Source organism: Pseudonocardia humida, from assembly GCF_023898865.1.
Taxonomy (GTDB): domain Bacteria; phylum Actinomycetota; class Actinomycetes; order Mycobacteriales; family Pseudonocardiaceae; genus Pseudonocardia; species Pseudonocardia humida.
Window position 1 is genome coordinate 140515 of record NZ_JAGSOV010000034.1, and the last position, 21176, is coordinate 161690.

The 21176-nt window shown below is 74.2% G+C and carries 23 protein-coding genes; 18 read left to right on the plus strand and 5 right to left on the minus strand.

The window, feature by feature from the left end:
• Position 1 precedes the first annotated feature (1 nt).
• Both KDL28_RS15240 and KDL28_RS15245 read left to right on the plus strand, forming a co-directional pair.
• The gene (locus KDL28_RS15240; protein WP_252439040.1) at positions 2 to 886 is read left to right on the plus strand and encodes a lysophospholipid acyltransferase family protein; all 885 of its coding nucleotides are present in this window, start codon (positions 2 to 4) and stop codon (positions 884 to 886) included.
• A gap of 39 nt (positions 887 to 925) precedes the next feature.
• Positions 926 to 1525 (plus strand): class I SAM-dependent methyltransferase, encoded by a 600-nt coding sequence (locus tag KDL28_RS15245; protein ID WP_252439042.1) that lies wholly within the window; start codon positions 926 to 928, stop codon positions 1523 to 1525.
• A gap of 489 nt (positions 1526 to 2014) precedes the next feature.
• Here the strand turns inward: KDL28_RS15245 and KDL28_RS15250 are convergent, their stop codons facing one another.
• A complete protein-coding gene (locus KDL28_RS15250) occupies positions 2015 to 2608 on the minus strand; it encodes a 5-formyltetrahydrofolate cyclo-ligase (protein WP_252439044.1) in 594 nt (197 codons plus the stop codon).
• Between the two features lie 84 nt (positions 2609 to 2692).
• Between KDL28_RS15250 and KDL28_RS15255 the strand changes: the two genes are divergently transcribed.
• Positions 2693 to 3373, plus strand: a complete 681-nt coding sequence (locus KDL28_RS15255; protein ID WP_252439046.1) for a cyclodeaminase/cyclohydrolase family protein — start codon at positions 2693 to 2695, stop codon at positions 3371 to 3373.
• Here KDL28_RS15255 and KDL28_RS15260 read toward each other — a convergent pair.
• Positions 3351 to 4595, minus strand: coding sequence for an MFS transporter (locus tag KDL28_RS15260; protein ID WP_252439048.1), 1245 nt, complete (start codon positions 4593 to 4595; stop codon positions 3351 to 3353). The genes KDL28_RS15255 and KDL28_RS15260 overlap by 23 nt on opposite strands.
• A gap of 88 nt (positions 4596 to 4683) precedes the next feature.
• Here KDL28_RS15260 and KDL28_RS15265 point away from each other — a divergent pair, with 88 nt between their 5' ends.
• From KDL28_RS15265 to KDL28_RS15275, 3 genes are all read left to right on the plus strand, one after another.
• The gene (locus tag KDL28_RS15265; protein ID WP_252439050.1) at positions 4684 to 5289 is read left to right on the plus strand and encodes a TetR-like C-terminal domain-containing protein; all 606 of its coding nucleotides are present in this window, start codon (positions 4684 to 4686) and stop codon (positions 5287 to 5289) included.
• A 70-nt stretch (positions 5290 to 5359) separates the two neighbouring features.
• On the plus strand, positions 5360 to 6148 hold the full coding sequence (locus tag KDL28_RS15270) for an SDR family oxidoreductase (protein WP_252439052.1): 789 nt from the start codon (positions 5360 to 5362) through the stop codon (positions 6146 to 6148).
• An 81-nt stretch (positions 6149 to 6229) separates the two neighbouring features.
• Positions 6230 to 7018 carry a hypothetical protein gene (locus tag KDL28_RS15275; protein ID WP_252439054.1) on the plus strand — a complete coding sequence of 263 codons (789 nt, stop codon included), beginning with the start codon at positions 6230 to 6232 and terminating at the stop codon, positions 7016 to 7018.
• A 39-nt stretch (positions 7019 to 7057) separates the two neighbouring features.
• Here KDL28_RS15275 and KDL28_RS15280 read toward each other — a convergent pair whose 3' ends face one another.
• Both KDL28_RS15280 and KDL28_RS15285 read right to left on the minus strand, forming a co-directional pair.
• Positions 7058 to 8590 (minus strand): carboxylesterase/lipase family protein, encoded by a 1533-nt coding sequence (locus tag KDL28_RS15280; RefSeq protein WP_252439056.1) that lies wholly within the window; start codon positions 8588 to 8590, stop codon positions 7058 to 7060.
• A gap of 111 nt (positions 8591 to 8701) precedes the next feature.
• Positions 8702 to 9490, minus strand: a complete 789-nt coding sequence (locus KDL28_RS15285) for an IclR family transcriptional regulator (RefSeq protein WP_252439058.1) — start codon at positions 9488 to 9490, stop codon at positions 8702 to 8704.
• A 171-nt stretch (positions 9491 to 9661) separates the two neighbouring features.
• On the opposite strand from KDL28_RS15285, the gene kduI reads away from it, so the two are divergent.
• The 11 genes from kduI to KDL28_RS15340 all read left to right on the plus strand — a co-directional run bounded on the left by kduI (position 9662) and on the right by KDL28_RS15340 (position 19418).
• A complete protein-coding gene (gene kduI / locus KDL28_RS15290) occupies positions 9662 to 10480 on the plus strand; it encodes a 5-dehydro-4-deoxy-D-glucuronate isomerase (RefSeq protein WP_252439060.1) in 819 nt (272 codons plus the stop codon).
• The gene (gene kduD / locus KDL28_RS15295) at positions 10477 to 11268 is read left to right on the plus strand and encodes a 2-dehydro-3-deoxy-D-gluconate 5-dehydrogenase KduD (protein WP_252439062.1); all 792 of its coding nucleotides are present in this window, start codon (positions 10477 to 10479) and stop codon (positions 11266 to 11268) included. Before kduI ends, kduD begins: the two co-directional genes overlap by 4 nt.
• Before the next feature lie 102 nt (positions 11269 to 11370).
• Positions 11371 to 12462, plus strand: coding sequence for a sugar ABC transporter substrate-binding protein (locus tag KDL28_RS15300; protein WP_252439064.1), 1092 nt, complete (start codon positions 11371 to 11373; stop codon positions 12460 to 12462).
• A gap of 53 nt (positions 12463 to 12515) precedes the next feature.
• On the plus strand, positions 12516 to 13463 hold the full coding sequence (locus tag KDL28_RS15305; protein ID WP_252439066.1) for an ABC transporter permease: 948 nt from the start codon (positions 12516 to 12518) through the stop codon (positions 13461 to 13463).
• Entirely contained in the window at positions 13460 to 15019 is a 1560-nt protein-coding gene (locus tag KDL28_RS15310; protein WP_252439068.1) for a sugar ABC transporter ATP-binding protein, read from the plus strand. The genes KDL28_RS15305 and KDL28_RS15310 overlap by 4 nt, the downstream gene beginning before the upstream one ends.
• A complete protein-coding gene (locus KDL28_RS15315; protein WP_252439070.1) occupies positions 15016 to 16011 on the plus strand; it encodes an ABC transporter permease in 996 nt (331 codons plus the stop codon). Before KDL28_RS15310 ends, KDL28_RS15315 begins: the two co-directional genes overlap by 4 nt.
• 28 nt (positions 16012 to 16039) lie before the next feature.
• Entirely contained in the window at positions 16040 to 17545 is a 1506-nt protein-coding gene (locus KDL28_RS15320; RefSeq protein ID WP_252439072.1) for an aldehyde dehydrogenase family protein, read from the plus strand.
• Between the two features lie 74 nt (positions 17546 to 17619).
• On the plus strand, positions 17620 to 17847 hold the full coding sequence (locus KDL28_RS15325; RefSeq protein ID WP_252439074.1) for a tautomerase family protein: 228 nt from the start codon (positions 17620 to 17622) through the stop codon (positions 17845 to 17847).
• Between the two features lie 99 nt (positions 17848 to 17946).
• Positions 17947 to 18288, plus strand: a complete 342-nt coding sequence (locus tag KDL28_RS15330) for an ArsR/SmtB family transcription factor (protein WP_252439076.1) — start codon at positions 17947 to 17949, stop codon at positions 18286 to 18288.
• A 30-nt stretch (positions 18289 to 18318) separates the two neighbouring features.
• The gene (locus tag KDL28_RS15335; RefSeq protein WP_252439078.1) at positions 18319 to 18798 is read left to right on the plus strand and encodes an SRPBCC family protein; all 480 of its coding nucleotides are present in this window, start codon (positions 18319 to 18321) and stop codon (positions 18796 to 18798) included.
• Positions 18798 to 19418 carry a dihydrofolate reductase family protein gene (locus KDL28_RS15340; protein WP_252439080.1) on the plus strand — a complete coding sequence of 207 codons (621 nt, stop codon included), beginning with the start codon at positions 18798 to 18800 and terminating at the stop codon, positions 19416 to 19418. The genes KDL28_RS15335 and KDL28_RS15340 overlap by 1 nt, the downstream gene beginning before the upstream one ends.
• Before the next feature lie 11 nt (positions 19419 to 19429).
• Here the strand turns inward: KDL28_RS15340 and KDL28_RS41505 are convergent, their stop codons facing one another.
• Entirely contained in the window at positions 19430 to 20497 is a 1068-nt protein-coding gene (locus KDL28_RS41505) for a helix-turn-helix transcriptional regulator (RefSeq protein ID WP_252439082.1), read from the minus strand.
• Positions 20498 to 20578: 81 nt separating this feature from the next.
• Between KDL28_RS41505 and KDL28_RS15350 the strand changes: the two genes are divergently transcribed.
• Positions 20579 to 21175: a dihydrofolate reductase family protein gene (locus KDL28_RS15350; RefSeq protein ID WP_252439084.1), complete on the plus strand. Its 597-nt coding sequence runs from the start codon at positions 20579 to 20581 to the stop codon at positions 21173 to 21175.
• The last annotated feature ends 1 nt before the right edge of the window (position 21176 follow it).

Below are 21176 nucleotides of genomic sequence, written 5' to 3' on the forward strand. Positions count from 1 at the left end.
GATGGCCCACGTGCACCCGACCGCGGGCACGGGCTGGGTGCCCACCTCCCCGTGCGACGCGCGCTGCGCCTCCGGCGGCCCCGCGACCGGACCCGCTACCTGGGGTCGCGCGGCGGTGCGGGCCGCGGTGACGGCCGTGGTGCTGGCGATGGCCGCGGTGACCACTCCGCTGCTGGTGCTGTCCCCGCGTCCGCTGCGGGAGCGGTGGTTGCGGGCGGTGTGCGGTGCCGTGCTGGCCGCGATCGGCGTCGCGGTCCGGCTCCACCACGCCGGTCCGCCGGGCCGCCCGTTCGGCGGCTCCGGGTCCCTCGTCGTGGCCAACCACGTGTCCTGGATCGAGGTGCTGGCGCTGTGCTCGGTGGCCCCGGTGCGCATGCTGGCCAAGCGGGAGCTGAGCGGCTGGCCGGTGATCGGCCCGGTCGCCGCGGCGACGGGCGTGCTGTTCATCGACCGCCGCAGCGTGCGGCGGCTGCCTCGCACGGTCGCCGAGATGGCCGCCGCGCTGCGGTCGGGGCACACCGTGGTGGCGTTCCCGGAGGGCACGACGTGGTGCGGCGCGGCGGCCGGGCCGTTCCGCCGGGCGGCGTTCCAGGCAGCGCTGGAGGCCGGGGTACCGGTCCGGCCGGTGGCGGTCACCCTGACCAGCCGCGGCCGGACCGCGCCGGAGGCCGCCTTCGTCGGCGAGCAGAGCCTGCTGCACTCGATCGGCCGGGTCCTGCGCCTGTCCGCGCCGGCCTGCGAGCTGACCGTGCTGCCCGCGCTCGCCCCGGAGGGCACCCGCGCCGAACTCGCCGCCCGCGCCGCGGCGGCCATCGCGGTCGCCACCGGCATCCCGCACGGGGACCGGCGCCGCCGCGTCCTCGTCCCGACCCGTCGAGCGTCCTGACCCATCGGACACCACCGCGCCCGACCGCCGAGGAGACTCGTGCCCCGTACGACCGACGCCCTCACCTTCGCCCTGGAGTTCGCCCGGTCCCCCTGGGACGTCGCGTCCCTGGCACCCAGCGCGCCCCCCGTCTGCCGGGCACTCGCCCTGCCCGTCCCGGAGACCGGGGACCCCCTGGTGGTCGAGCTGGGCGCCGGCTCCGGAGTCGTCACCCAGGAGGTGCGGCGGCGGCTGGGCGGACGCGGACGGCACCTGGCCGTCGAGCTCAACCCGCGCTTCGCCGCCACCCTCGCCGAGCGCTTCCCCGACGTCGACGTGCTGCACGCCGACGCGCGGCAGGTGCCCGATCTCCTCCGCGACCGCGGTCTCCAGGCCGACGTGGTGATCAGCGGCCTGCCGTGGGCCGCGTTCCCCACCGGTGACGCCCCCTCCCTGCACCAGCGGCTGGCCGGGGCGATGACCGCGCACGGCGCCTTCACCCAGCTCGGCTACGCCGCGACCCGCCGGGCCGGCCCGGCCCGCGCCCACCTCGCCCACCTCCACGCGCTGTTCGAGGAGGTCACGACCAGCCGGACGGTCTGGCGCAACCTGCCGCCCGCCGTCGTCCACACCGCTCGCCGTCCTCGACCGTGCGGCTGACACAGGACGGATTGCGAAGCACAGGTGCGGTTGGAACTCGAACCGTCGCAGCCGCACACCCGACAGGTCGAGGCTCTCCAGCACCGCCGGTGTCTCGCCCGGGAACGTCGGGTGCCCGATCTCGTCGAACGCGAGCACCGATTCCACCACCGCGCCGGGCAGGTCGAGGATGCGCCGGTAGAGGCGGTCGGTGGCCACGACGTCGCCGAGGGTCTCCCGCCGCAGGTAGAGCGGCAGGTTCTTGGGCAGATGCGGAGCGGGGATCGGGGTATCGCGCAGCAGGGCGTCCATCGCCGCTCGAGCGCGGAGCTCGGCGATTGCGCCATGCGGATGCGTCGGTCGGTCGTCGCCGGCTGGTGGCTCCGGCTCGGATCGCGGTGGCACGAGCACGATGTTCGTCGAGAACAGCCGGGAGGCCAACACGGTGCGGGGCGAGCGTCCCGACACCCACCCCCGTGACCGGCCCTCGGACATCCCGTGACGAGTCGTTCAGACGCTGCCGCCCACCGGCACCAGCCCGCTGGGGAGCGCGGCGACGGTGATCCGGCGGTCGTGCGGTTCGGCCGGGAGCTCGTCGACCAACTCCTCGTCGTTGAGCACGACCACCAGCGGAACCCCGGGGGCGACGAGGGACAGGGTCCGGTCGTAGTACCCGCCGCCTTGCCCGAGCCTCACGCCACGTCGGTCCGCGGCCAGCGCGGGCAGCAGGATCGTGGTGGCCCGGCTGACCGCATCGGCGCCCAGGCGCGGCCCGGTCGGCTCGGCGATGCCGAAGGGGCCCGGCGCCAGCGCCCCCGGCCCCTCGTACGCGGCCCACTGCAGCGGTCCCGGCGGAACCGGCACGACCGGCAGCAGGATCTCCCGTCCGGTCTCCCGCAGGACCTCGAGCGCCCCCGCGGACCACGGTTCGCTGCGGCTCGGGACGTAGGCGCAGACCGGCCCGCTGCCGGTCGCGACCAGGCGCGCGAGGATCGCGGTCAGCGCCTCGGCCCGTGCGGCGCGGACCGGCGCCGGTATCGCCCGCCGGGCCGCCCGCAGCCGCGCCCGCAACGCCGCCTTGCTCTCGCCCGCGCTCGATGCCATCCGACGATGCTGCACGATCGCTCGCCCGACTGCCCCGCGCGAACACCTCCGGCGGCATCGGGCCGCCGAAGCGATACTCCAGCGGTGCCTCACCCTCCGACGAACCCCAGCCCCCCGTCCGCGACGCCCACCGGGCAGGAGCTGCAGAGCCAGACCCTCGGTGAGTTCCTCGTCCAGCTGGCGGCGCGGCTACCGGCGCCCGGCGCCGGCGCCACCGCCGCTGTCGAGGCTGCGCTGTCGGCCTCGCTGATCGCGATGGTCGGGCGGTTCACGACCGACGACGAGCACGCCGACGCGATCCGCGAGATCGTCGAGGCGGCCGACGCCCAGCGCGAGGCGTGCATGGCGGCGGCAGCGGCGGACGAATCGGCGTTCGCCGCCGTGGCCGAGGCGATGGGGATGCCCAGCACCAGCGAGCGGGAGAAGGACGCTCGGCGCGCCGCCCTCGCCGGCGCGCAACGGGATGCGGCGCAACCACCGCGCGCGGTGATCCACGCCGCGACCGAGCTCGTGTCGTTGGCCGAGCGGCTGCTCCCGATCGCCAACGCCAACCTGGTCAGCGACGTCGCCGCGGCCACGGCCGCGGCCCGGGCGGCGGCCTCGACGGCGCGCCTGGCGGTCGAGACGAACCTGCGCGGGATCACCGACGAGCACGACCGGGCCGACCTGACCTCGGCCCTGGCCCGCGTCGACGACGTGGCGCAACGGGCGGACGTGGTCGAGGAGGCGGTTCGCGGGCGGATCAGCGGTCGGGACGCGGGCTGATCGTGCGCCGGTGCAGCACCAGCCGCAGCAGCAGCGCGATGACCGTCAGCGCGATGACGGCGATGGCGTAGACCTCGGTGGTGGCCAGCAGCCCGACCGCGCCGGTGGCGAAGCCCGCGGCCACCGCCGGGACGCTGAAGGCCAGGTACGCGATCACGTAGACCACGGCGAAGAGCGCGCCCCGCTCGTGCGGGGCCGCGATGCGGGCGAACGTGCCGAAGGTGGCCAGTGATCCCGCGCCGAACCCGAGGCCCGCCACGGCGGTCCCGACCACGGCGACGACGGCGCTGCCGGTGGTGGTGCCGACGAGCGTGATGAGGGTTCCGAGGCCGAGGGACACGGCCGCGGGCACGAGCATCCCCGGCGCCGACCGGTGGCGCAGCAGGAACGACGTCACCGCACCGGTGGCGCACAGCACGGAGACGACCAGCCCGCCGACCAGGTGGTTGCGCAGGCCGAAGACCTCCGCCACCACCGACGGTCCGAGGGAGAGGTAGAGCCCGCTGAGCGCCCACAGGGCGATCAGGATCGGAGCGACGGTCAGGACGTCGGCGCGCAGGCGGGCGGGGACACCGACCCGCGGCCGCAGCGACGCCAGCGCCCCCGGTCGGCGCTCGGTGGGTTCGGGCATCACCGCCACCGCCACTGCCGCGAGCACCGACGCGACCAGCAGGACGAGGTAGACCAGTCGGGTCGGCCACGGCGCGAACTCCACCAGCGCGCCGCTGCCCAGCGCGCCCACCGCCAGGCCACCGACCGGCGCCACCGAGTTGACGACCCCGGCGCGGCCCGGCGCCCGCTCCAGGTCGACCAGCGCGGCCGACAGCGTGGTGATCGCCGCGCCGGTGGCGATGCCCTGCAGGAACCGCGCGACCGAGAGCACCACGACGTCCCCGGCGACCACGAACAACGCCAGCGCCACGATCTGCAGCCCGATCGCCGCGCCGAGCACCGGTCGGCGGCCCACGTGGTCGGACAGGCCGCCGACCACCAGCAGGGAGCCGAGCAGGCCGACCACGTACACCGCGAAGACGACGGTGAGCACACCCGAGGAGAAGCCCCACAGCCGCTGGTAGACGACGTAGAGCGGGGACGGTGCGCTCGCCGTGGCGAGGAACAGCACGATGATCGCGGCCACCGCGACGAAGTGCCGCAACGAGCCCGCGCCCGCTGCGCCGTCCGCCGCCCGTGGATCCGCTCCGACCCCGATCGCCTCGGTCATGCCACCCCCTGCGTCAGCCGGACGACGGTAACACGATCGCAAACATCACTGCGTTAACCACTGCAGCGATCGATGCGATAATCACCGCATGACCGCGCCCGAACCGGTCCTGGCCGCCCGGCCCGGTGGACGCTCGGCCCGGATCCGCGCAGCGGTGCACCGCGCCGTCGTCCAGCTCGTCGCCGAGGACCCCGCCGACGGCCTGACCGTCCCGATCGTGGCCGCCCGCGCCGGGGTGCACGCGACCACCGTCTACCGTCGGTGGCGCACGGTCGGCGAGCTGCTGTCCGACGTCGCCACCAGCCGGTTCTCCGGCGAGATCGTCGTGCCCGACACCGGCTCCCTGCGCGGGGACCTGCGCCGCTGGGCCGCCGACGTGGCCACCGACCTGGCCGACCCCGACGTGCTGGCGCTCATGCGGGCCGCCCTCGGCGCCGGCGGTCAGCAGGGCGCCTGCGCGTGCCGCGGCGACCGCGAGCGCCAGCTCGCCGCGATGATCGAGCGGGAGCGCGCCCGCCGCAGTGGTCCGGTCCCCAGCGTCGAGCGTGCCGCCGACGTGCTGCTCGGCCCCCTCTACTACCGCGCGATCTTCGCCAACGCGCCCGGCAGCCCGGAGTGGGCCCGCGATCTCGTCGACATCCTGCTCCCCGGCCCGGTCGACCCCACCGACGACGGGGCTCGATCCCGCGCCTGATCGCACCCCCGCACTGCGGTGAACCCCTGCCGGTGCCCGAAACCCGCTCGACACCGAGGAGGTTCCACCGATGTCCGCTCCCGACCCCCCCACCCCGTCGTTCGACCTGAGCGGCCTGATCGCGCTGGTCACCGGCTCCAGCCGGGGCATCGGCCGGACCCTGGCCGACGGGCTCGCCGCGGCGGGCGCGACCGTGGTGCTCAACGGGCTCGACGAGGCCCGCCTCGACCGGGCCCGCGCCGAGCTCGCCGCCGACCACGGTCGCGACCGCGTCCACGCGTCGCCCTTCGACATCACCGACGAGGACCAGGTGTCCGCCGCCGTCGCCGGCATCGAGGACGACATCGGCCCGATCGGCATCCTGGTCAACAACGCGGGCATCCAGCACCGGGTCCCCCTGCTCGACCTCGAGCTGGCCGACTGGCGGCGCGTCGTCGAGCACGACCTCACGGGCGCCTTCGTCGTCGGCCGCGCCGTGGCCCGCGGGATGGTCGGACGCCGCCGCGGAAAGATCATCAACATCGGGTCCGTCCAGTCCGAGCTGGCTCGCCCGACCATCGCCGCATACACGGCGGCGAAGGGCGGCCTGCGCAACCTCACCCGCGCCATGGCCGCCGAATGGGGTAGGGCCGACGTGCAGGCCAACTCCATCGCCCCGGGCTACCTCCACACCGAGATGACCCAGAACCTGGTCGACGACCCGGCGTTCAACGCCTGGGTGGTCGGCCGCACCCCGGCCGGGCGGTGGGGCACCGGCGCGGACCTCGTCGGACCCACCGTCTGGCTCGCCTCCTCGGCCTCGGACTACGTCAACGGGCAGACCATCTTCATCGACGGCGGCATGACGGCGGTCGTGTGACGAGGGGCGGCGGCCGCCCGGCCGCCGGTGAGCCGGCCGACATGCGCTGCGCCCCAGGCCGACGCCACTAGCCTGGGCGGCGTGAGGATCCGTCCGGACGAGTTGGCGGCCATCAAGGCCGGCGCCGTCGACGTCGGCTTCCGCCGCTGGGACCGGCCGCGCGTCGTGGTCGGCACCAGGATGCGCACGGCGGTCGGGCTGGTCGAGGTCACCTCCGTCGAACCAGTCGAGGAGTCCGCGATCACCGAGGACGACGCCCGCCGGGCCGGCGCGGCGTCCCTGGACGCGCTGCGCCGCGGACTGGCCGGCCGCGCGGACCGCCCGGTGTTCCGGGTCGGCCTGCGCTGGGCCGGCGAGGACCCGCGGATCGCGCTGCGGCGGCGCCCACCGACGCCGGACGAGCTCGCCGCCATCAAGGCCCGTCTGGACCGCCTCGACGCCGCGTCGGCCGTCGGGCCGTGGACCCGGCAGACCCTGGCGGCCATCGACCGCTGCCCCGAGGTCCGCGCGCCGGACCTGGCCGCCGCGCTCGGTCGCGACACCGCGTCCTTCAAGCGCGACGTGCGCAAGCTCAAGGAGCTCGGGCTGACCGAGTCGCTCGACATCGGCTACCGGCTCTCCCCCCGCGGCGAGGCGGTGGTCGACGACGGCGGCCCACCCCGCGACCGGCCCGCGCCCCCGACCGGCACCCGGCTGCCTGCGATCGGCGCGCCGGCCGCGCGCGCCCTCGCCGCCGCCGGCCTCAGCACGCTCGAAGCGGTCGCCGCGGTCCCCGAGCGGGAGCTGGCGGCCCTGCACGGCGTCGGCCCGATCGCCCTGGCGAAGCTGCGGGACGCGTTGACCGCGAAGGGCCTCGCCCGACCGTCCTGAGCAGGCGGGATCCGCAGACCAGGAGGACCGCGACGGCGGTCACGGACGCAGGTCGAGCACCTCGACGGGGGCGTCGGCCCACAGCCGGCGGGACGCGGCCTCCGGGTAGGCGCGGACCCCGCCGCGGTCGCCGGTGTCGAACACCCGCGTCAGCTCCCGCTGGGCGTCGTAGGGCGCCCAACCGGGATCGCCGTCGCGCGCGAACGCCGTCCAGGCGGCCCGCATCTGCTCGGAGACCTCCACCGCCTCGGCCGTGGGCGGGCTGCCGAGCACCATGAGGGCGAGCCCCCGGTCGAGCACCCCGAAGACGAGGGGGACGTCGAGCGCGTGGCAGGCCCCGAGCACGCCGCCGATGGCGGGCGAGGGCCAGGTGAGCTCGTAGAGGTGGCTGCGTCCTCCCCCGGCGGTGTGCGCGACGGCCAGTTCCACGCTGGGCATCCGGAACATCCGGTCGGAGTGCACGGTGGCGTAGAGCTCCTCCGCGCCGGCCTCCGGGAACGCCTCCCGGTAGCGCTGCGCGGCGTCGGGACCGGGGCCGAACGTGGCCAGCGCCTGTGCCGCCATCCCCTCGGTGACCGCCCCGACCAGCCCGCCCAGGGCCAGGAACAGCCGCCACTCGTCGCGGTTGTGGCCGACCACCAGTGCCACGTCCCGCGCGGTGCCGGCGGCCAGGCCGGTCCACGGGTCGGTCGGCAGGACCTCCCCGTCGACCACCGGGGAGAACGGCGTGGGCGTGCTGGCCACCAGGCCCCAGCTCGTCATGGTGGGCATCCGCCGGTCCAGCTCGGCCAGCGCGTCCAGCAGCCGCTCGGGCGCCACGTCGGCGAGCGCGGCCGCGGTGGGGTCGAGCCCGAGCGGACGGCACAGCTGCACCGCGGCGTCGCGGGCCAGCACCGGGGTGAAGAACGTGCCCGGCACGCTCTGCGCGATCGCCCGCCCGAACAGGCCCGCGGCCGCGGGCATGACCAGCAGCGACGCGATCGAACCGGCCCCTGCGGACTCACCGAAGACGGTGACCCGCGCCGGGTCGCCGCCGAAGGCGGCGATGTTGTCCCGCACCCAGGCCAGCGCGGCCACCTGGTCGAGCAGCCCCCGGTTCGCCGGTGCGCCGTCGAGCTGCGCGAAGCCCTCCACCCCGACCCGGTGGTTGGCGGTCACCACGACCGCACCGCTGCGTGCGAGGGTCGCGCCGTCGTAGGCGGGTTCGGCCGAGGACCCCAAGCGGTAGGCGCCGCCGTAGATCCACACCATCACCGGCAGGCCGGTCGCGCCCGGATCGGGCGACCAGACGTTGAGCGTCAACCACTCGGTCGGGTCGTGCCGCACCGGGCCGGCCGGGCCGGTCACCGGAGGGGGCGGACCCATCAGCGACTGCGGCGGTGGCGGACCGAACACGTCCGCCTCCCGCACCCCGTCCCACGGCGCGGCGGGCGCAGGCGCCTGGAAGCGGTGGCGGCCCACCGGCGGCGCGGCGAAGGGGATGCCGCGGAACACCGCCACCCCGCCTTCCACCCGGCCGCGCACCTCCCCGGCGCTGGTGCTGATCACCGGGTGCGTGGTCGCTGCGGTCACGGGTCTCCTCGGGCTCGCCACGGATCGACGCACGTCCACGCCGACAGCTGCCAGCATGCCGCCGAGGCTCGGCCCCCGCCACGACGCAGAGCGGGCCCGTCCCAGCAGTCGTCAGCGGACGGTGCGGTTGCCGTACTCGAGGGACAGTCGGGCCTTCACGCCCAGCAGCGTTTCGACGATGAAGTCCTCCCGGCCACCGTCGAGGCGGCTCTTGGGCACCGAGATGCTCAGCCCGTCGATCGCGGGACGGGCGAAGGGCAGCGCCACGCCGAAGCAGCGGACGCCCACGCAGGACTCGTCGCTCTCCGCCGCGTAGCCGAGCCGGGCCGCCTCGTCGATGATCGCCAGCACCGCGTCCCGGTCGGTCACCGTGTGGGCGGTGATCGGCTCGATGGCGTCGGGGACGAGGCCGGCGCGGACGGTCTCCGGGTGCTCGGCGAGGATCGCGCGGCCGAGAGCGGTCGAGTAGGCCGGCAGCTGCCGACCGACCGGGGAGTGCATGCGCAGGGGGTGCACGGACTCGCGCTTGGCGGTGTAGACGACGTGCGCGCCGTTGAGCCGGCCCAGGTTCACGGTCTCCTCGGTGAGGGCGGCGAGCTCGTCCATCACCGATGCGGCGCGGGACAGGAAGGGGTCCCCGGCCAGGTAGGCCGAGCTGGCCACCAGCGACCGGATGCCCAGCTGGTACACGCTGCCGGTCGGGTCGGTCTGCAGCCAGCCGCGGTCGGTCATCGTCCGCAGGAGGGCGTGCAGGCTGCTCTTCGGGATGCCCAGCCGGGTCGAGAGCTGCAGCTGGGTGCCCGGACCGTTCGCCGCGATCTCGTCGAGCAGGTCCAGGGCGCGGGCGGCCGACTTGACCGCACCCCCGGGGGTGCCGTTCGTCGTCACCTGCAGCTGCATCGCAGACACCTCCTGGTCGTGCATGCGCCTCGTACGCGCATCACCGGTCGAATCGTAACCCGCCGATCGTTCACATACATGAACCGGGTTCAAGTGCTTGACCAGCTGGAGGGTCGCCCATACAGTCCCCGGTTCACAGGGGTGATTCCAGTTCACATATGAGGAGAACGCGTGATCCAGGTCCGGTACTCGGCAGCACCGTCGAGCGTGGAGACAGCACGCGCCGCGGAGCTGCGCGACAACTTCCTCGTCGACGACCTGTTCCGGGCCGGCGAGGTCCGCGGGGTCTACACGCACGACGACCGGATGGTCGTCGGCGGGGCGGTTCCGCAGAGCGAGCAGCTCGCCCTGCCGGCCTGGACCGAGGTCCTGGGCGTGCCCTCGCACCTGGAGCGCCGCGAGCTCGGCGTCATCAACGTCGGCGACCCCGGGCACGTCCTGGTCGACGGCGAGAAGTTCGAGCTCGGGCACCTCGACGGGTTGTACGTCGGGCGCGGCTGCGAGGTCGCGTTCGCCGGTCCCCGCGCCGCGTTCTACTTCGTCTCCGCCGCCGCCGCCACCACCCACCCCACGACGAGGGTGGGCCACAGCGAGGTCGAGCCGGTGCCCGTGGGTTCCGCGCGGGGCGCCAGCGAGCGGCACCTGTTCCGCTACGCCTGGGGCTCGGACCTGAAGACGTCGGAGCTCCAGTTCGGGGTGACCGTCGTGGCCGACGGCTCGGTGTGGAACACCATGCCGCCGCACCTGCACGACCGGCGGACCGAGGTGTACCTGTACGTCGACCTGTCCGCCGACGACCGGGTCTTCCACCTCCTCGGCCGCCCCGGCGCCACCCGGCACCTGGTCGTGGCCGACCGGCAGGCCGTCATCTCCCCGCCGTGGTCCGTCCACTCCGGCGCGGGCACGGGCTCCTACGCGTTCGTGTGGGCGATGGCCGGTGAGAACAACGACTACACCGACCTCTTCCCGGTCGCACCGGCGGACCTGTGAGCACCGGCGTGGACACCCGGTCGGCGATCGAGCACCGCTCACCGTTCGACCTGCACGGGAGGTGCGCCGTCGTGACCGGGGCCGGTCGCGGTCTCGGCCGGGCCGTCGCGCTGGGACTGGCGCAGGCGGGCGCCGACCTCGTGCTGGTCGGCCGGCCCGGCAGCGGCACGTCCACCCAGGAGGCGGTCCGCGACCTCGGACGCGACGTCGAGGTCATCGACCTCGACGTCGCCGACCTCGCGGCCGTCGAGCGGGTCGGCGCGCGGCTGAGCTCCAGCCGCCGGGTCGACATCCTGGTCAACAACGCCGGCGTCATCGACCGGGAGGACTCCGCCGAGGTCAGCCCCGACTCCTGGGGCCGGGTGCTGGACACCAACCTCACGGGGCTGTTCTTCCTCACCCAGCGGATCGGCCGCCCCATGGTCGAGCGCGGCCACGGCAAGATCGTCAACATCGCCAGCCTGCTGTCGTTCCAGGGCGGGCTGCGGGTGGCGTCCTACGCCGCCAGCAAGCACGGCGTCGCCGGCGTCACCAAGGCCCTGGCCAACGAGTGGGGCCCGCACGGCGTGCAGGTCAACGCCATCGCACCCGGCTACATGGCCACCGACAACACCAGGGCCCTGCGGGAGGACCCCGACCGCTCGCGAGCCATCCTCGAGCGCATCCCGGCCGGTCGCTGGGGCACCGCCGACGACATCGCCGGTGCGGCCGTGTTCCTCAGCTCGCCCGCCGCCGACTACGTCAACGGCCACGTCCTCGTCGTGGACGGCGGCTGGATGGCCCGTTGACCCCGCCCGCTCCGCCCCGTCCCACCCCACGCCCGCGGCCCACCCCCGACGTCTCGGACCCACCCGACTGAACTCCCGGCGCCCAGAAACCGAGGATCGACGATGACCTTCACCCTCCGCCCCGCCGCCGTGCTGCTCAGCCTCTGCCTGGCGGCCGTGACGGCCACCGCCTGCAGCGGCGGACCCGACGCCGGCCCGGCCGGCTCCGGCGGCACCGGCACCTGCGACCCGGCCGACGTCACGCTGGTCGGGCAGGTCCGCAACGAGTCCAACCCGTACGAGGCGTCGTGGCTGGACGGCGGGGACGCCTTCGCGGCCTCGGTCGGCCTGCAGCAGCAGCGGCTGACCTACGACGGGGAGTCCACCAAGCAGCAGGAGCAGATCCGCCAGCTCCTGGCGAGCGGGCGGACCGAGTGCATGGTCCTGAACGTCCTGCCCAACGGCGACTCCGACACCACACCCATCGTCCGGGCCGCCGACGCCGCCGGGGCATACCTGGTGACCCAGTGGAACAAGCCGGCCGAGCTCCAGCCTGCGGACTACGACCGCTGGATCAGCCACATCACCTACGACGGCGTCGAGTCCGGCCAGCAGATCGCCGGGTCGCTGTTCGAGGCCATGGGCGGGTCGGGCGGCGTCATCGCCCTGCAGGGCGTCCTGGACACCGCGGCCGCGAAGGACCGCTTCGCCGGGCTGGAGGCGGCGCTCGCCGCGAATCCGGGGATCACCCTACTCGACCAGCAGTCCGCGAACTTCTCCCGCGCGGAGGCGCTCACCGTCACCGAGACGCTGCTGACCAAGCACGGGGACGCGGTCAAGGGCATCTGGGCGGCCAACGACGACATGGCGCTCGGCGCCCTGCAGGCGCTGGAGCAGGCGGGGCGCGCCGGCGAGGTCGCCGTGGTCGGCATCGACGCCGTCCCCGACGCCCTCACCGCCATCGGCGAGTCGAAGATGACCGCGACGGTCTCGAGCGACGGCCCCTGGCAGGGCGGCATCGGACTGGCCATCGGCTACTGCGTCGCCACCGGCGAGCTCGACATGGCCCAGGTCGCCGCGGAGCAGCGCGCGTTCTACGCCGAGCAGTTCCTCATCACCGAGGACAACGTCGCCGACTTCCAGGACCCGCGGACCGACGCCGCGGACTTCGAGTGCGCCAACGTCTTCAACCGCATGGCGGGACCGCTGACGTGACCGCCGCGCCTCCCGTCGACACCCGACCGGCACGCGCACGGCGGCGCCGCGGCGTGTCGATCGGAGCCGCCGGCCCGCTGATCGCCCTGGCGGTCGTCGTGGTGGTCTTCGCCGCGCTGAACCCGCAGTTCCGCACCCTGGGCAACGTCGCGAACATCCTCGACGCCGCGGCCGTCCTGGCCGTGGTCACCTGCGGGACCACGTTCGTGCTGCTGCTCGGCTCGATCGACCTGTCCGCGGCCGGTGTGATGGCCGCGTCGTCGCTGACCGTGGCGCTCCTGGTCGAGAACACCCGCAACGACGCGGACTACGGCGTCCTCGGGATCCTCGTCGCGGTGCTCCTGGGCGCGGCCCTCGGCGGTCTGAGCGGCCTGCTGCTGGTCCTGTTGAAGGTGCCCTCGTTCATGACCACGCTCGGGGTGTCGGCGGTCGGGCTCGGGATCGCGACGCTGCTGTTCGCGGGCGTCCAGCCCGGGGTGGTCGACGCCGGCCTGCGGGGCTGGGCGACGGGCCGCTTCCTCGGGTTCACCCACCTCACCTGGATCGCCGCGGCCTGCGTCCTGGTCGGCTGGGTGGTGCAGCGCCACACCCGGCTGGGGCGCTACGCGATGGCGATCGGGGGCGCGGAGGAGGTGCTGGCGCTGTCGGGCGTCCGGGTGGCGCCGTACAAGGTCGCGGTGTTCACCATGGCCGGCGCCTTCTACGGGCTGGGCGCGGTCATGGTGACCAGCCAGCTCGGCTCGGGCGTCGTGCAGGCCGGAGCCGACTACAGCTTCTCCGCGATCACCGCGGCCGTGGTCGGCGGCACCCTGCTGGTCGGCGGGCGCGGAGGGGTCCTGCACTCCACCGTGGGGGTGCTCCTGCTCACGGTCCTGGCCAACGGGCTGGTGCTGGTCGGGGTCAGCCCCTACGTGCAGGGCGGGGTGCAGGGCCTCATCGTCGTCGTCGCCGTGGCGGCCGCGGCCGCGCCGCTGCGCCATCGGAACCAGGTGGTCAAATGAGTGCGCGCCCCGAAGCCGGACCCCAGCCCGGGACCTCGGCGCCCCCGGTCCTGGAGGTCCGCGGGCTGGTCAAGACCTACCCCGGGGTCACCGCGTTGGACGGGGTCGACCTGCAGGTGCGCCGCAACGAGGTGCTCGGCCTGGCCGGGGAGAACGGCGCGGGCAAGTCGACGCTGCTCAAGGCGCTCGTCGGCCTGGTCCGCCCGGACGCCGGTGAGATCCACGTGCGCGGCGAACGCGTCCGGCTGCGCAGCGTCGAGGACGCCGCCGACCACGGCATCGGCATGGTGTTCCAGGAGCAGTCGCTGGTGCCGAACCTCACCGCCGCGGAGAACATCGTCCTGGGCAGCGAGGGCCCCGGGGTGCGCCGCGGGTTCTACCGCTGGGCCACCATGCGCCGGCTGGCCCAGGAGCAGCTCGACAAGATCGGGTCCACCATCGACCCCCTGGCCCGCACCGACTCGCTGACCTTCGCCGAGCGGCAGATGGTCGAGATCGCCAAGGTGCTGCGCATCGAGCAGCGCACCCACGACACCCCGGTCATCATCCTCGACGAGCCCACGTCCGTGCTCGAACCGGGCGAGATCGAGACCCTGTTCGAGCAGGTGCGCAGGCTCCGGGAGTTCGCATCGGTCATCTTCGTCTCCCACCGCCTCGACGAGGTGCTCGACGTCTGCGACCGCGTCTACGTGCTGCGCGGGGGACGGGCCGCCGGCGAGATCCGCCCGGCCGACGCCGAGCCGGGTCAGCTGCACCGGATGATGATCGGCTCCACCGCCCCCGAGGACCACTACCACGGCGGCGCCGCCGCTCCCCCCGCCACGTCACGGCAGCCGCTGCTGACCGTCCGCGGCCTGACGGGCACGGCGTTCCGCGACGTGGACCTCGACGTCGGCGCCGGGGAGATCGTGGCCGTGGTCGGCGTCCACGGCTCGGGCCGGGAGGAGCTCTGCAAGGCGCTCTTCGGCGCGGTGGCGACCTCCGCCGGGGAGGTGGCGCTCGACGGCCGCAAACTGTCCCTGACCAGCCCGCGCGCGGCGTGCGCGGCCGGTGTGGGGTACGTGCCGGCCGAGCGGAAGACCGAGGGCATGGTCGGGCCGATGTCCGTGGCCGACAACATGACCCTGGCCAAGCAGCGGGTGCGCTGCGCCGGACCCGTGGTCGTGCCCAAGCGGCAGGCCGACGTCGTCGACAGCTGGATCCGCCGGCTCTCCATCCGCACGCCAGGGCGCCGGACCGCCATCGGGCGCCTCTCCGGCGGCAACCAGCAGAAGGTCGTGCTGGCCCGCTGGCTGGTGGGCGGCGACGTCCGGCTGCTCCTGCTGGACCACCCCACCCGCGGCCTGGACGTCGGGGCGCGTTCGGAGGTGTACCGGCTCATGCGCGAGCTGGCCGGCAACGGCGTGGCCACGCTGCTGCTGGCCGACAGCCTGGAGGAGGCCATCGGCATGGCCGACCGGGTGGTCGTGATGAGCGACGGCCGGGTCGTGGCCGAGGTGCCCTGCCCCGCGGACGGCAAGCCCAGCCCCCTGGACCTGGTCAAGGAGATGGTGTGAGCACCCCAGCCAGTACCGCGAAGCGGTCGGGGTCCGCCGCGGTCGCGGCCGGCCCCACCGCCGCCGAGCGGCTCACCTCCCTCATGCCCGTGCTCGCCCTGGCGGTCCTGGTCGTCGCCCTGGCCGCGGCCGATCCCGACTTCCTGCGGCGGTCGAGCCTGATGGCCGTGGTCGACGCGGCCGCCCCGCTGGCCGTCCTGGCCGCCGGCGCGACCCTCGTCGTGCTCTGCGGCGGCATCGACCTGTCCATCGCGGCACTGGCGTCGCTGTCCTCGGTGCTGCTCGCGCTGTGGCTGCCCGGCCTCGACGCGCTGGCCTGGCCGGCCGTGGTCGCCGTGGCGGCAGTGGCGGGCGCGCTGCAGGGCGCCGCGCACGTGTTCCTCCGCATCCCGTCGTTCATCGTGACGCTGGGCGGGATGAGCGTCTTCTCCTCCATCGCGCTGGTGGTCTCCGGCGCCGCGACGGTGCCCGTCGTCGACGACACGTCGATCCGCTGGGGCTTCAGCCGGGTCCTCGGCACCGTGCCCTCGGCCGCCGTCGTCGCCGTCGTGGTCGTGGCCGTGCTGGCCCTGATCGTCAAGGTGACCCCGCTGGACAGCTCGATCAAGGCCACCGGCTACTCCGAGGCGGCGGCGAGGCTGGCCGGCATCCCGGTCGACCTGGTCAAGATCGGCGCGTTCTGCGTGTCCGGTGCCTGTGCGGGGCTGGCGGCCGTGCTGCTGGTGGCGCGCACGTTCAGCGGGGGGCCCACGCTGGCCGACTCCCTGCTGCTGCCCGCCGTCGCGGCGATCGTCATCGGCGGCACCGCGATCACCGGCGGTCACGGCGGCGTGTGGCGGACGGTCGTGGGAGCCCTCGTCGTCACGCTGCTGCGGGTGGGGCTGTCCATCGTCGGCGTCTCCGCCGCGTACGAGTCGATCCTCTACGGCGCGATCATCGTCGTCGCGGTCGCGCTCACCCTCGACCGGTCGAAGGTGCTGGTCGTCAAGTGACCTGCCGCACCCACCGAGGAAGGCCCTCATGACCACCGTGGCCACCGGCCGCTCCACGCTCCTGCCCGCGGTCCGCTCGTTCCTGTCCTCGCCCCGGCGGCTGCTCATCGACGGCGCCCGGGTGGACGCGGCGGACGGGCGGACCTTCGCCACCGTCGACCCCTCGACCGAGGAGGTGCTCGCCCAGGTCGCCCACGCGTCCGCGGCGGACGTCGACCGCGCGGTCACGGCGGCGCGCAAGGCGTTCGACGCGTCCTCGCCGTGGTCGCGGATGACGCCGCGCGACCGGTCGCACCTGCTGTGGCGCGTCGGCGACCTGATCGAGGCGCACGCCGACGAGCTCGCCCAGCTCGAGGCCCTCGACAACGGCAAGCGGGTCGAGGCGGCCAGGGACGGCGACGTCGCCACGGCCGCGGAGCTGTTCCGCTACTCCGCCGGCTGGGCCACCGGGATGGAGGGCGCGACCATCCCGATGTCGGTGCCCGGTCGGTCGTTCCACGCCTACACCCGCCGGGAGCCGATCGGTGTCGTCGCGGCCATCGTGCCGTGGAACTTCCCGCTGCTGATGGCCTGCTTCAAGATCGCCCCGGCGATCGCCGCGGGCAACGCGGTGGTCCTCAAGCCCGCGGAGCAGACGCCCTTGACCGCCCTCCGGCTGGGCGATCTGCTGCTCGAGGCCGGGGTTCCCGCCGGGGTCGTGAACGTGGTGACCGGCTACGGCGACACCGGCGCCGCGCTGGTCGAGCACCCCGGGGTCGACAAGGTCGCCTTCACCGGCAGCACCGAGGTCGGCAGGAAGATCGCCGCCGCGGCCTCCGGGAACCTCAAGAAGGTCTCGCTCGAGCTCGGCGGCAAGGCGCCCAACATCGTCTTCGCGGACGCCGACCTCGACACCGCCGTGGCGGGCGCCGTCCTCGCCGGCTACTTCAACGAGGGGCAGTGCTGCGTCAACGGGTCGCGCCTCTACGTCCAGCGGGCAGTCTTCGACGAGGTCGTCGCGGGTGTGGCCGCGGCCGCGAACGCCATCACCGTCGGTGACGGCTTCGACCCGGACTCGGACATGGGGCCGCTCGTCTCGCGGGAGCAGCACGAGAAGGTGTTGTCCTACCTCCGCGGCGCCGTCGACGAGGGCGCCGTCATCAGCGCGGGTAGCACGGAGGCCGCCCGCGACCGCGGCTACTTCGTGACGCCGGCCCTCATCACCTCGGTGACCGAGGACATGGCGGTGCAGACCGACGAGATCTTCGGGCCCGTGGTGACCGCGGTGCCCTTCGACACCGAGGACGAGGTGGTCGCCGCGGCCAACGACACGGTCTACGGCCTGGCCGCCGGCGTCTGGTCACGCGACCTCAGCACGGCCCACCGGGTCGGGTCGCGGCTGCGGGCCGGCACGGTCTGGCTGAACACCTGGCACGCCGACGACGTCACGCTGCCGCGGGGCGGGTTCAAGCAGTCCGGGTGGGGCCGTGAGCTCGGCGCGTCGGGCCTCGACGACTACACCGAGCTCAAGACCGTCGTCGCCGAACTGCGGTGACGCTCACCGGCGTACCCGGCTCGCGCACCCGCGCGGCATCATCCCGAGCCCGACAACCCGAGAAGGAGACCACCATGCCCAACATCACCGTCGAACTGCTCCGCGGCCGAACCCTGGACCAGCGCCGGGCCTTCGCGAAGGCCGTGGCCGACAGCGCGGTCGAACTGCTCGGCGCGCGCCGCCAGGACGTCCGCATGGTCTTCACCGAGATCACGCCCGACATCGTCGCCAACGGCGGCGTGCTCGCCAGCGAGGACGACAGCCGCGCCGGGGTGGTGGCGGCCCTGACCGACGAGACCTGATACCGCGCCGGTCGAGCCGCGAGGGACGGCGTCGTCGGTCGCGGCGCCGCCCGGTTCCGCACGACTTGACGCATGCCGATATAGGAATATGATGGCGGCATGGCCCGAGCCGCGACGACGTCGGACGTCTTCAACGCGATCGCCGAACCGCAGCGCCGGCAGATCCTGGTGCTGCTGCGGTCGGGTGAGCGGCCGGTGACCGAGCTGGCCAGGGAGCTGGGGATGACCCAGCCGGGAGCGTCCAAGCACCTGAGGGTGCTCCGGGAGGTCGGGCTGGTGCGGGACCGCAAGGCGGGCAAGCAGCGCCTGTACGGCCTCGACGCCCGCGGGCTGCGTCCGGTCCACGAGTGGACCGGCGGGTTCGAACGGTTCTGGAGCGGGAGCTTCGACCGGCTGGACGCGTACGTGCAGGACCTCAAGCAGGAGAGGCAGGAGGAGTAGCTGATGAGCGCGACGCGACGAGGAGCGCCGGTGCGGTCCGCGACGGCCGACCGCGAGATCGTGATCTCCCGGGTCATCGACGCCCCGCGGGAGCTGGTGTTCGAGGCGTTCACCGAGGTCCGGCACCTGTCGCAGTGGTGGGGACCGGACGGGTTCACCACCACCACGCGGTCCTTCGAGTTCCGCGTGGGCGGGGAGTGGGACTTCGTGATGCACGGGCCGGACGGGACGGACTACCAGGAGTGGATCTCCTGGACCGAGATCGACCCGCCGGAGGGGATCGCGCTGCGCCACGGTGGGTCCCGCGACGACCCGAACGCCTTCGAGTCGGTCCTCACGTTCACGCCCGACGGGGCGGCGACCCGGATCGAGATGCGCACGGTGTTCCCCACCGAGGAGCAGCGCGACGAGGCGGTCGAGAAGTACCACGCGATCGAGGGCGGCCGGCAGACCCTGGGCAACCTGGCCGCCTACGTCACCGGGACCGCTCGGAACGGAGCGGGGGGCTGATGGCCGGGAAGGTGTTCTTCAGCGTGTCGATGTCGCTGGACGGGTTCATCGCGCCCGAGTCCGCCGAGGACCTGATGGGGCCGCAGTGGAGGGAACTGCAGCAGTGGGTGTTCCCGCAGCGGTTCTTCCGGGAGAACCTGAAGTTCGGCGAGGGCGGTGAGGAGGGGCGCGACAACCACATCCTGCGGGAGACGTTCGAGCGCACCGGCGCGAGCGTGATGGGCAAGCGCATGTTCGACGCCGGCGAGCGGGCGTGGCCGGAGGAGGCGCCGTTCCACACGCCGGTGTTCGTCGTGACGCACGAGGAGCGCGACCCCTGGGAGCGGCCGGGCGGGACCACCTTCCACTTCGTCAACGACGGCATCGAGGCCGCGCTCCACCGGGCCCGCGAGGCCGCAGGCGACCGGGACGTCCGCATCGCCGGGGGCGGCGCGACGATCCTGGAGCACGTGAACGCCGGCCTGGTCGACGAGTTCTCGATCGCGCTCTCACCCCTGCTGTTCGGCACCGGGATCCGCCTGTTCGAGGGCGTGGACGCGGGCCGCGTGGCCCTGGAGCCGGTCCGCGCGGAGCCCTCCCCGAGGGTGACGCACCTGACCTACGCGGTCCGGGGGCGGTGACCGTCCCGACCTCAGGTGAGCGAGGCGGCGTAATGATCGAAGAACAGCGTGGCGACCAGGTCGCCGCGTGAGCGGGCGCCCGACTTGGCGAAGATCGACTTCAGGTGGTCCTGCACGGTGTACGCCGACACGTGGAGCCGACCCGCGATCTGCTTCGTGGACAGGCCCTGCGCCACCAGTTCCGTGACGCGGCATTCGCTGTCGGTGAGGCCGTAGGCGCCGGCGACCAGGGGCGCCATCTCCGCCGGGCGCGCTGCGTCGAACATGATCGCGACCGGAGCGTGCGGCCCGTCGCCCATCAACGAGCCCCGCACCGTCAACCACCGCCCCGTCCGGGTGCGCGCCCGCGCCCTGGCGGGGACCGGGGTCGGGCCGTGGACCGCCCGTGCCTGGTGGGCGACGGCGGGGACCACCAGCGGCATGCGGGCACCCGGCCGGTCGCCCGCGCCCAACTCGTCGAGCCACCGGTCCGCGGCCGGGTTGGACAAGCTCACGCCGTTGTCGGCGTCGAGGACCAGCAGGCCGACGTCGTCGAGACCGCAGCGCGCGGCGTCGAGCAGCAGCCCACGCCGCAGACCGTCGGCGATCAGCCCGGCCGTCGAGGACACGAACTGCACCTCGGCCGGGGTGAAGTGCGGCCGCTTCGCCTCGCGGAAGACGGTGAGCGCGCCCCACACCCCGGTGCTGCCCGCGAGTACGGCCCGCAGCTCGTCGGCGAAACCCGCGGGGCGCCGGATCTCCCGCTGCCGCAGGCTGCGCTCGAGATCGCCGGCCGTGGCGTCGCTGAGGCTGGCCGCCGGATGCTCCGCGCGGGCGAGCTGGGTCCACTTGGTGAAGTCCTGCTCGCGCACCTCGATCTCCACGAGTCGCAGCATCTCCGCGGCGGGCAGGCCGTTCTCGACGAACTCCGCGGTGGGCAGCATGGTCGCCGGGTCGAGCGTCATCAGGCAGGAGCCCTCCGCGGGCACCGCGCGCAGCAGCGCGGTGCCGACGGCCCGCGCGAACTCCGGCACCGACAGGCCCCGGTGGACCAACCGCACGATCTCGTCGCGGGTGCGGGCGTGCGCCGCGGTGACCACCCGACGACCATACGCCGCAACCGGCGCCATCCCACGATCCTGGGATGCCGCCGCGCGCCGCGGCCTTCCAGGGTGGGGACCATGAGCAGAGTCGTGCTGTACATGTCGATGTCGCTGGACGGGTTCATCACCGGCCCGGACGACGGCGCAGGACGCGGGCTGGGCATCGGCGGCGAGCGCCTGCACGCCTGGTTGGGGCACGGCGGCGCGGACCCGGCCTCGTACCGGCCGGGCGACGACGCCGGCGCAACGGTCTTCGACGAGGCGATGGCCACCGGGGCGGTCATCACCGGGCGGCGGACCTTCGAGTTCGCGGGCGGCTGGGCGGGCGACCACCACCACGGCGTCCCGATCTTCGTGCTGACCCGCGCCGCGCCCGCCGAACCGCCGCCGGGATCGGCCCGCTACGCCATCGACGGCATCGCCTCGTGCGTGGCCCGGGCCAAGGCCGCCGCGGGCGGGCGCGACATCCTGCTGCACGGTGCGGCGACGGCCCAGGAGTGCCTGCGCGCCGGTCTGCTCGACGACATGGAGCTCCAGCTGGTGCCGGTGCTGATGGGGCGGGGCCGTCGGCTGTTCGACCACCTGCCGCCCGGGCACGTCGAGCTCGACCTCGTCCGGGCCCTGGACGGGCCGCACGTGCAGCACCTGCGCTACCGCGTGCGATCGGAGGGCTGAA

Bases quoted from the DNA above. Each gene is read 5' to 3' on its own strand.
- KDL28_RS15270 (WP_252439052.1), top strand. From the start codon at position 5,360: ATGTCCGCTCCCGACCCCCCCACCCCGTCGTTCGACCTGAGCGGCCTG.
- KDL28_RS15250 (WP_252439044.1), bottom strand. From the start codon at position 2,608: ATGGCATCGAGCGCGGGCGAGAGCAAGGCGGCGTTGCGGGCGCGGCTG.
- KDL28_RS15300 (WP_252439064.1), top strand. From the start codon at position 11,371: ATGACCTTCACCCTCCGCCCCGCCGCCGTGCTGCTCAGCCTCTGCCTG.
- KDL28_RS15325 (WP_252439074.1), top strand. From the start codon at position 17,620: ATGCCCAACATCACCGTCGAACTGCTCCGCGGCCGAACCCTGGACCAG.
- KDL28_RS15320 (WP_252439072.1), top strand. From the start codon at position 16,040: ATGACCACCGTGGCCACCGGCCGCTCCACGCTCCTGCCCGCGGTCCGC.
- KDL28_RS15265 (WP_252439050.1), top strand. From the start codon at position 4,684: ATGACCGCGCCCGAACCGGTCCTGGCCGCCCGGCCCGGTGGACGCTCG.
- KDL28_RS15330 (WP_252439076.1), top strand. From the start codon at position 17,947: ATGGCCCGAGCCGCGACGACGTCGGACGTCTTCAACGCGATCGCCGAA.
- KDL28_RS15350 (WP_252439084.1), top strand. From the start codon at position 20,579: ATGAGCAGAGTCGTGCTGTACATGTCGATGTCGCTGGACGGGTTCATC.
- KDL28_RS15310 (WP_252439068.1), top strand. From the start codon at position 13,460: ATGAGTGCGCGCCCCGAAGCCGGACCCCAGCCCGGGACCTCGGCGCCC.
- KDL28_RS15240 (WP_252439040.1), top strand. From the start codon at position 2: ATGGCCCACGTGCACCCGACCGCGGGCACGGGCTGGGTGCCCACCTCC.
- KDL28_RS15260 (WP_252439048.1), bottom strand. From the start codon at position 4,595: ATGACCGAGGCGATCGGGGTCGGAGCGGATCCACGGGCGGCGGACGGC.
- KDL28_RS15340 (WP_252439080.1), top strand. From the start codon at position 18,798: ATGGCCGGGAAGGTGTTCTTCAGCGTGTCGATGTCGCTGGACGGGTTC.
- KDL28_RS15285 (WP_252439058.1), bottom strand. From the start codon at position 9,490: ATGCAGCTGCAGGTGACGACGAACGGCACCCCCGGGGGTGCGGTCAAG.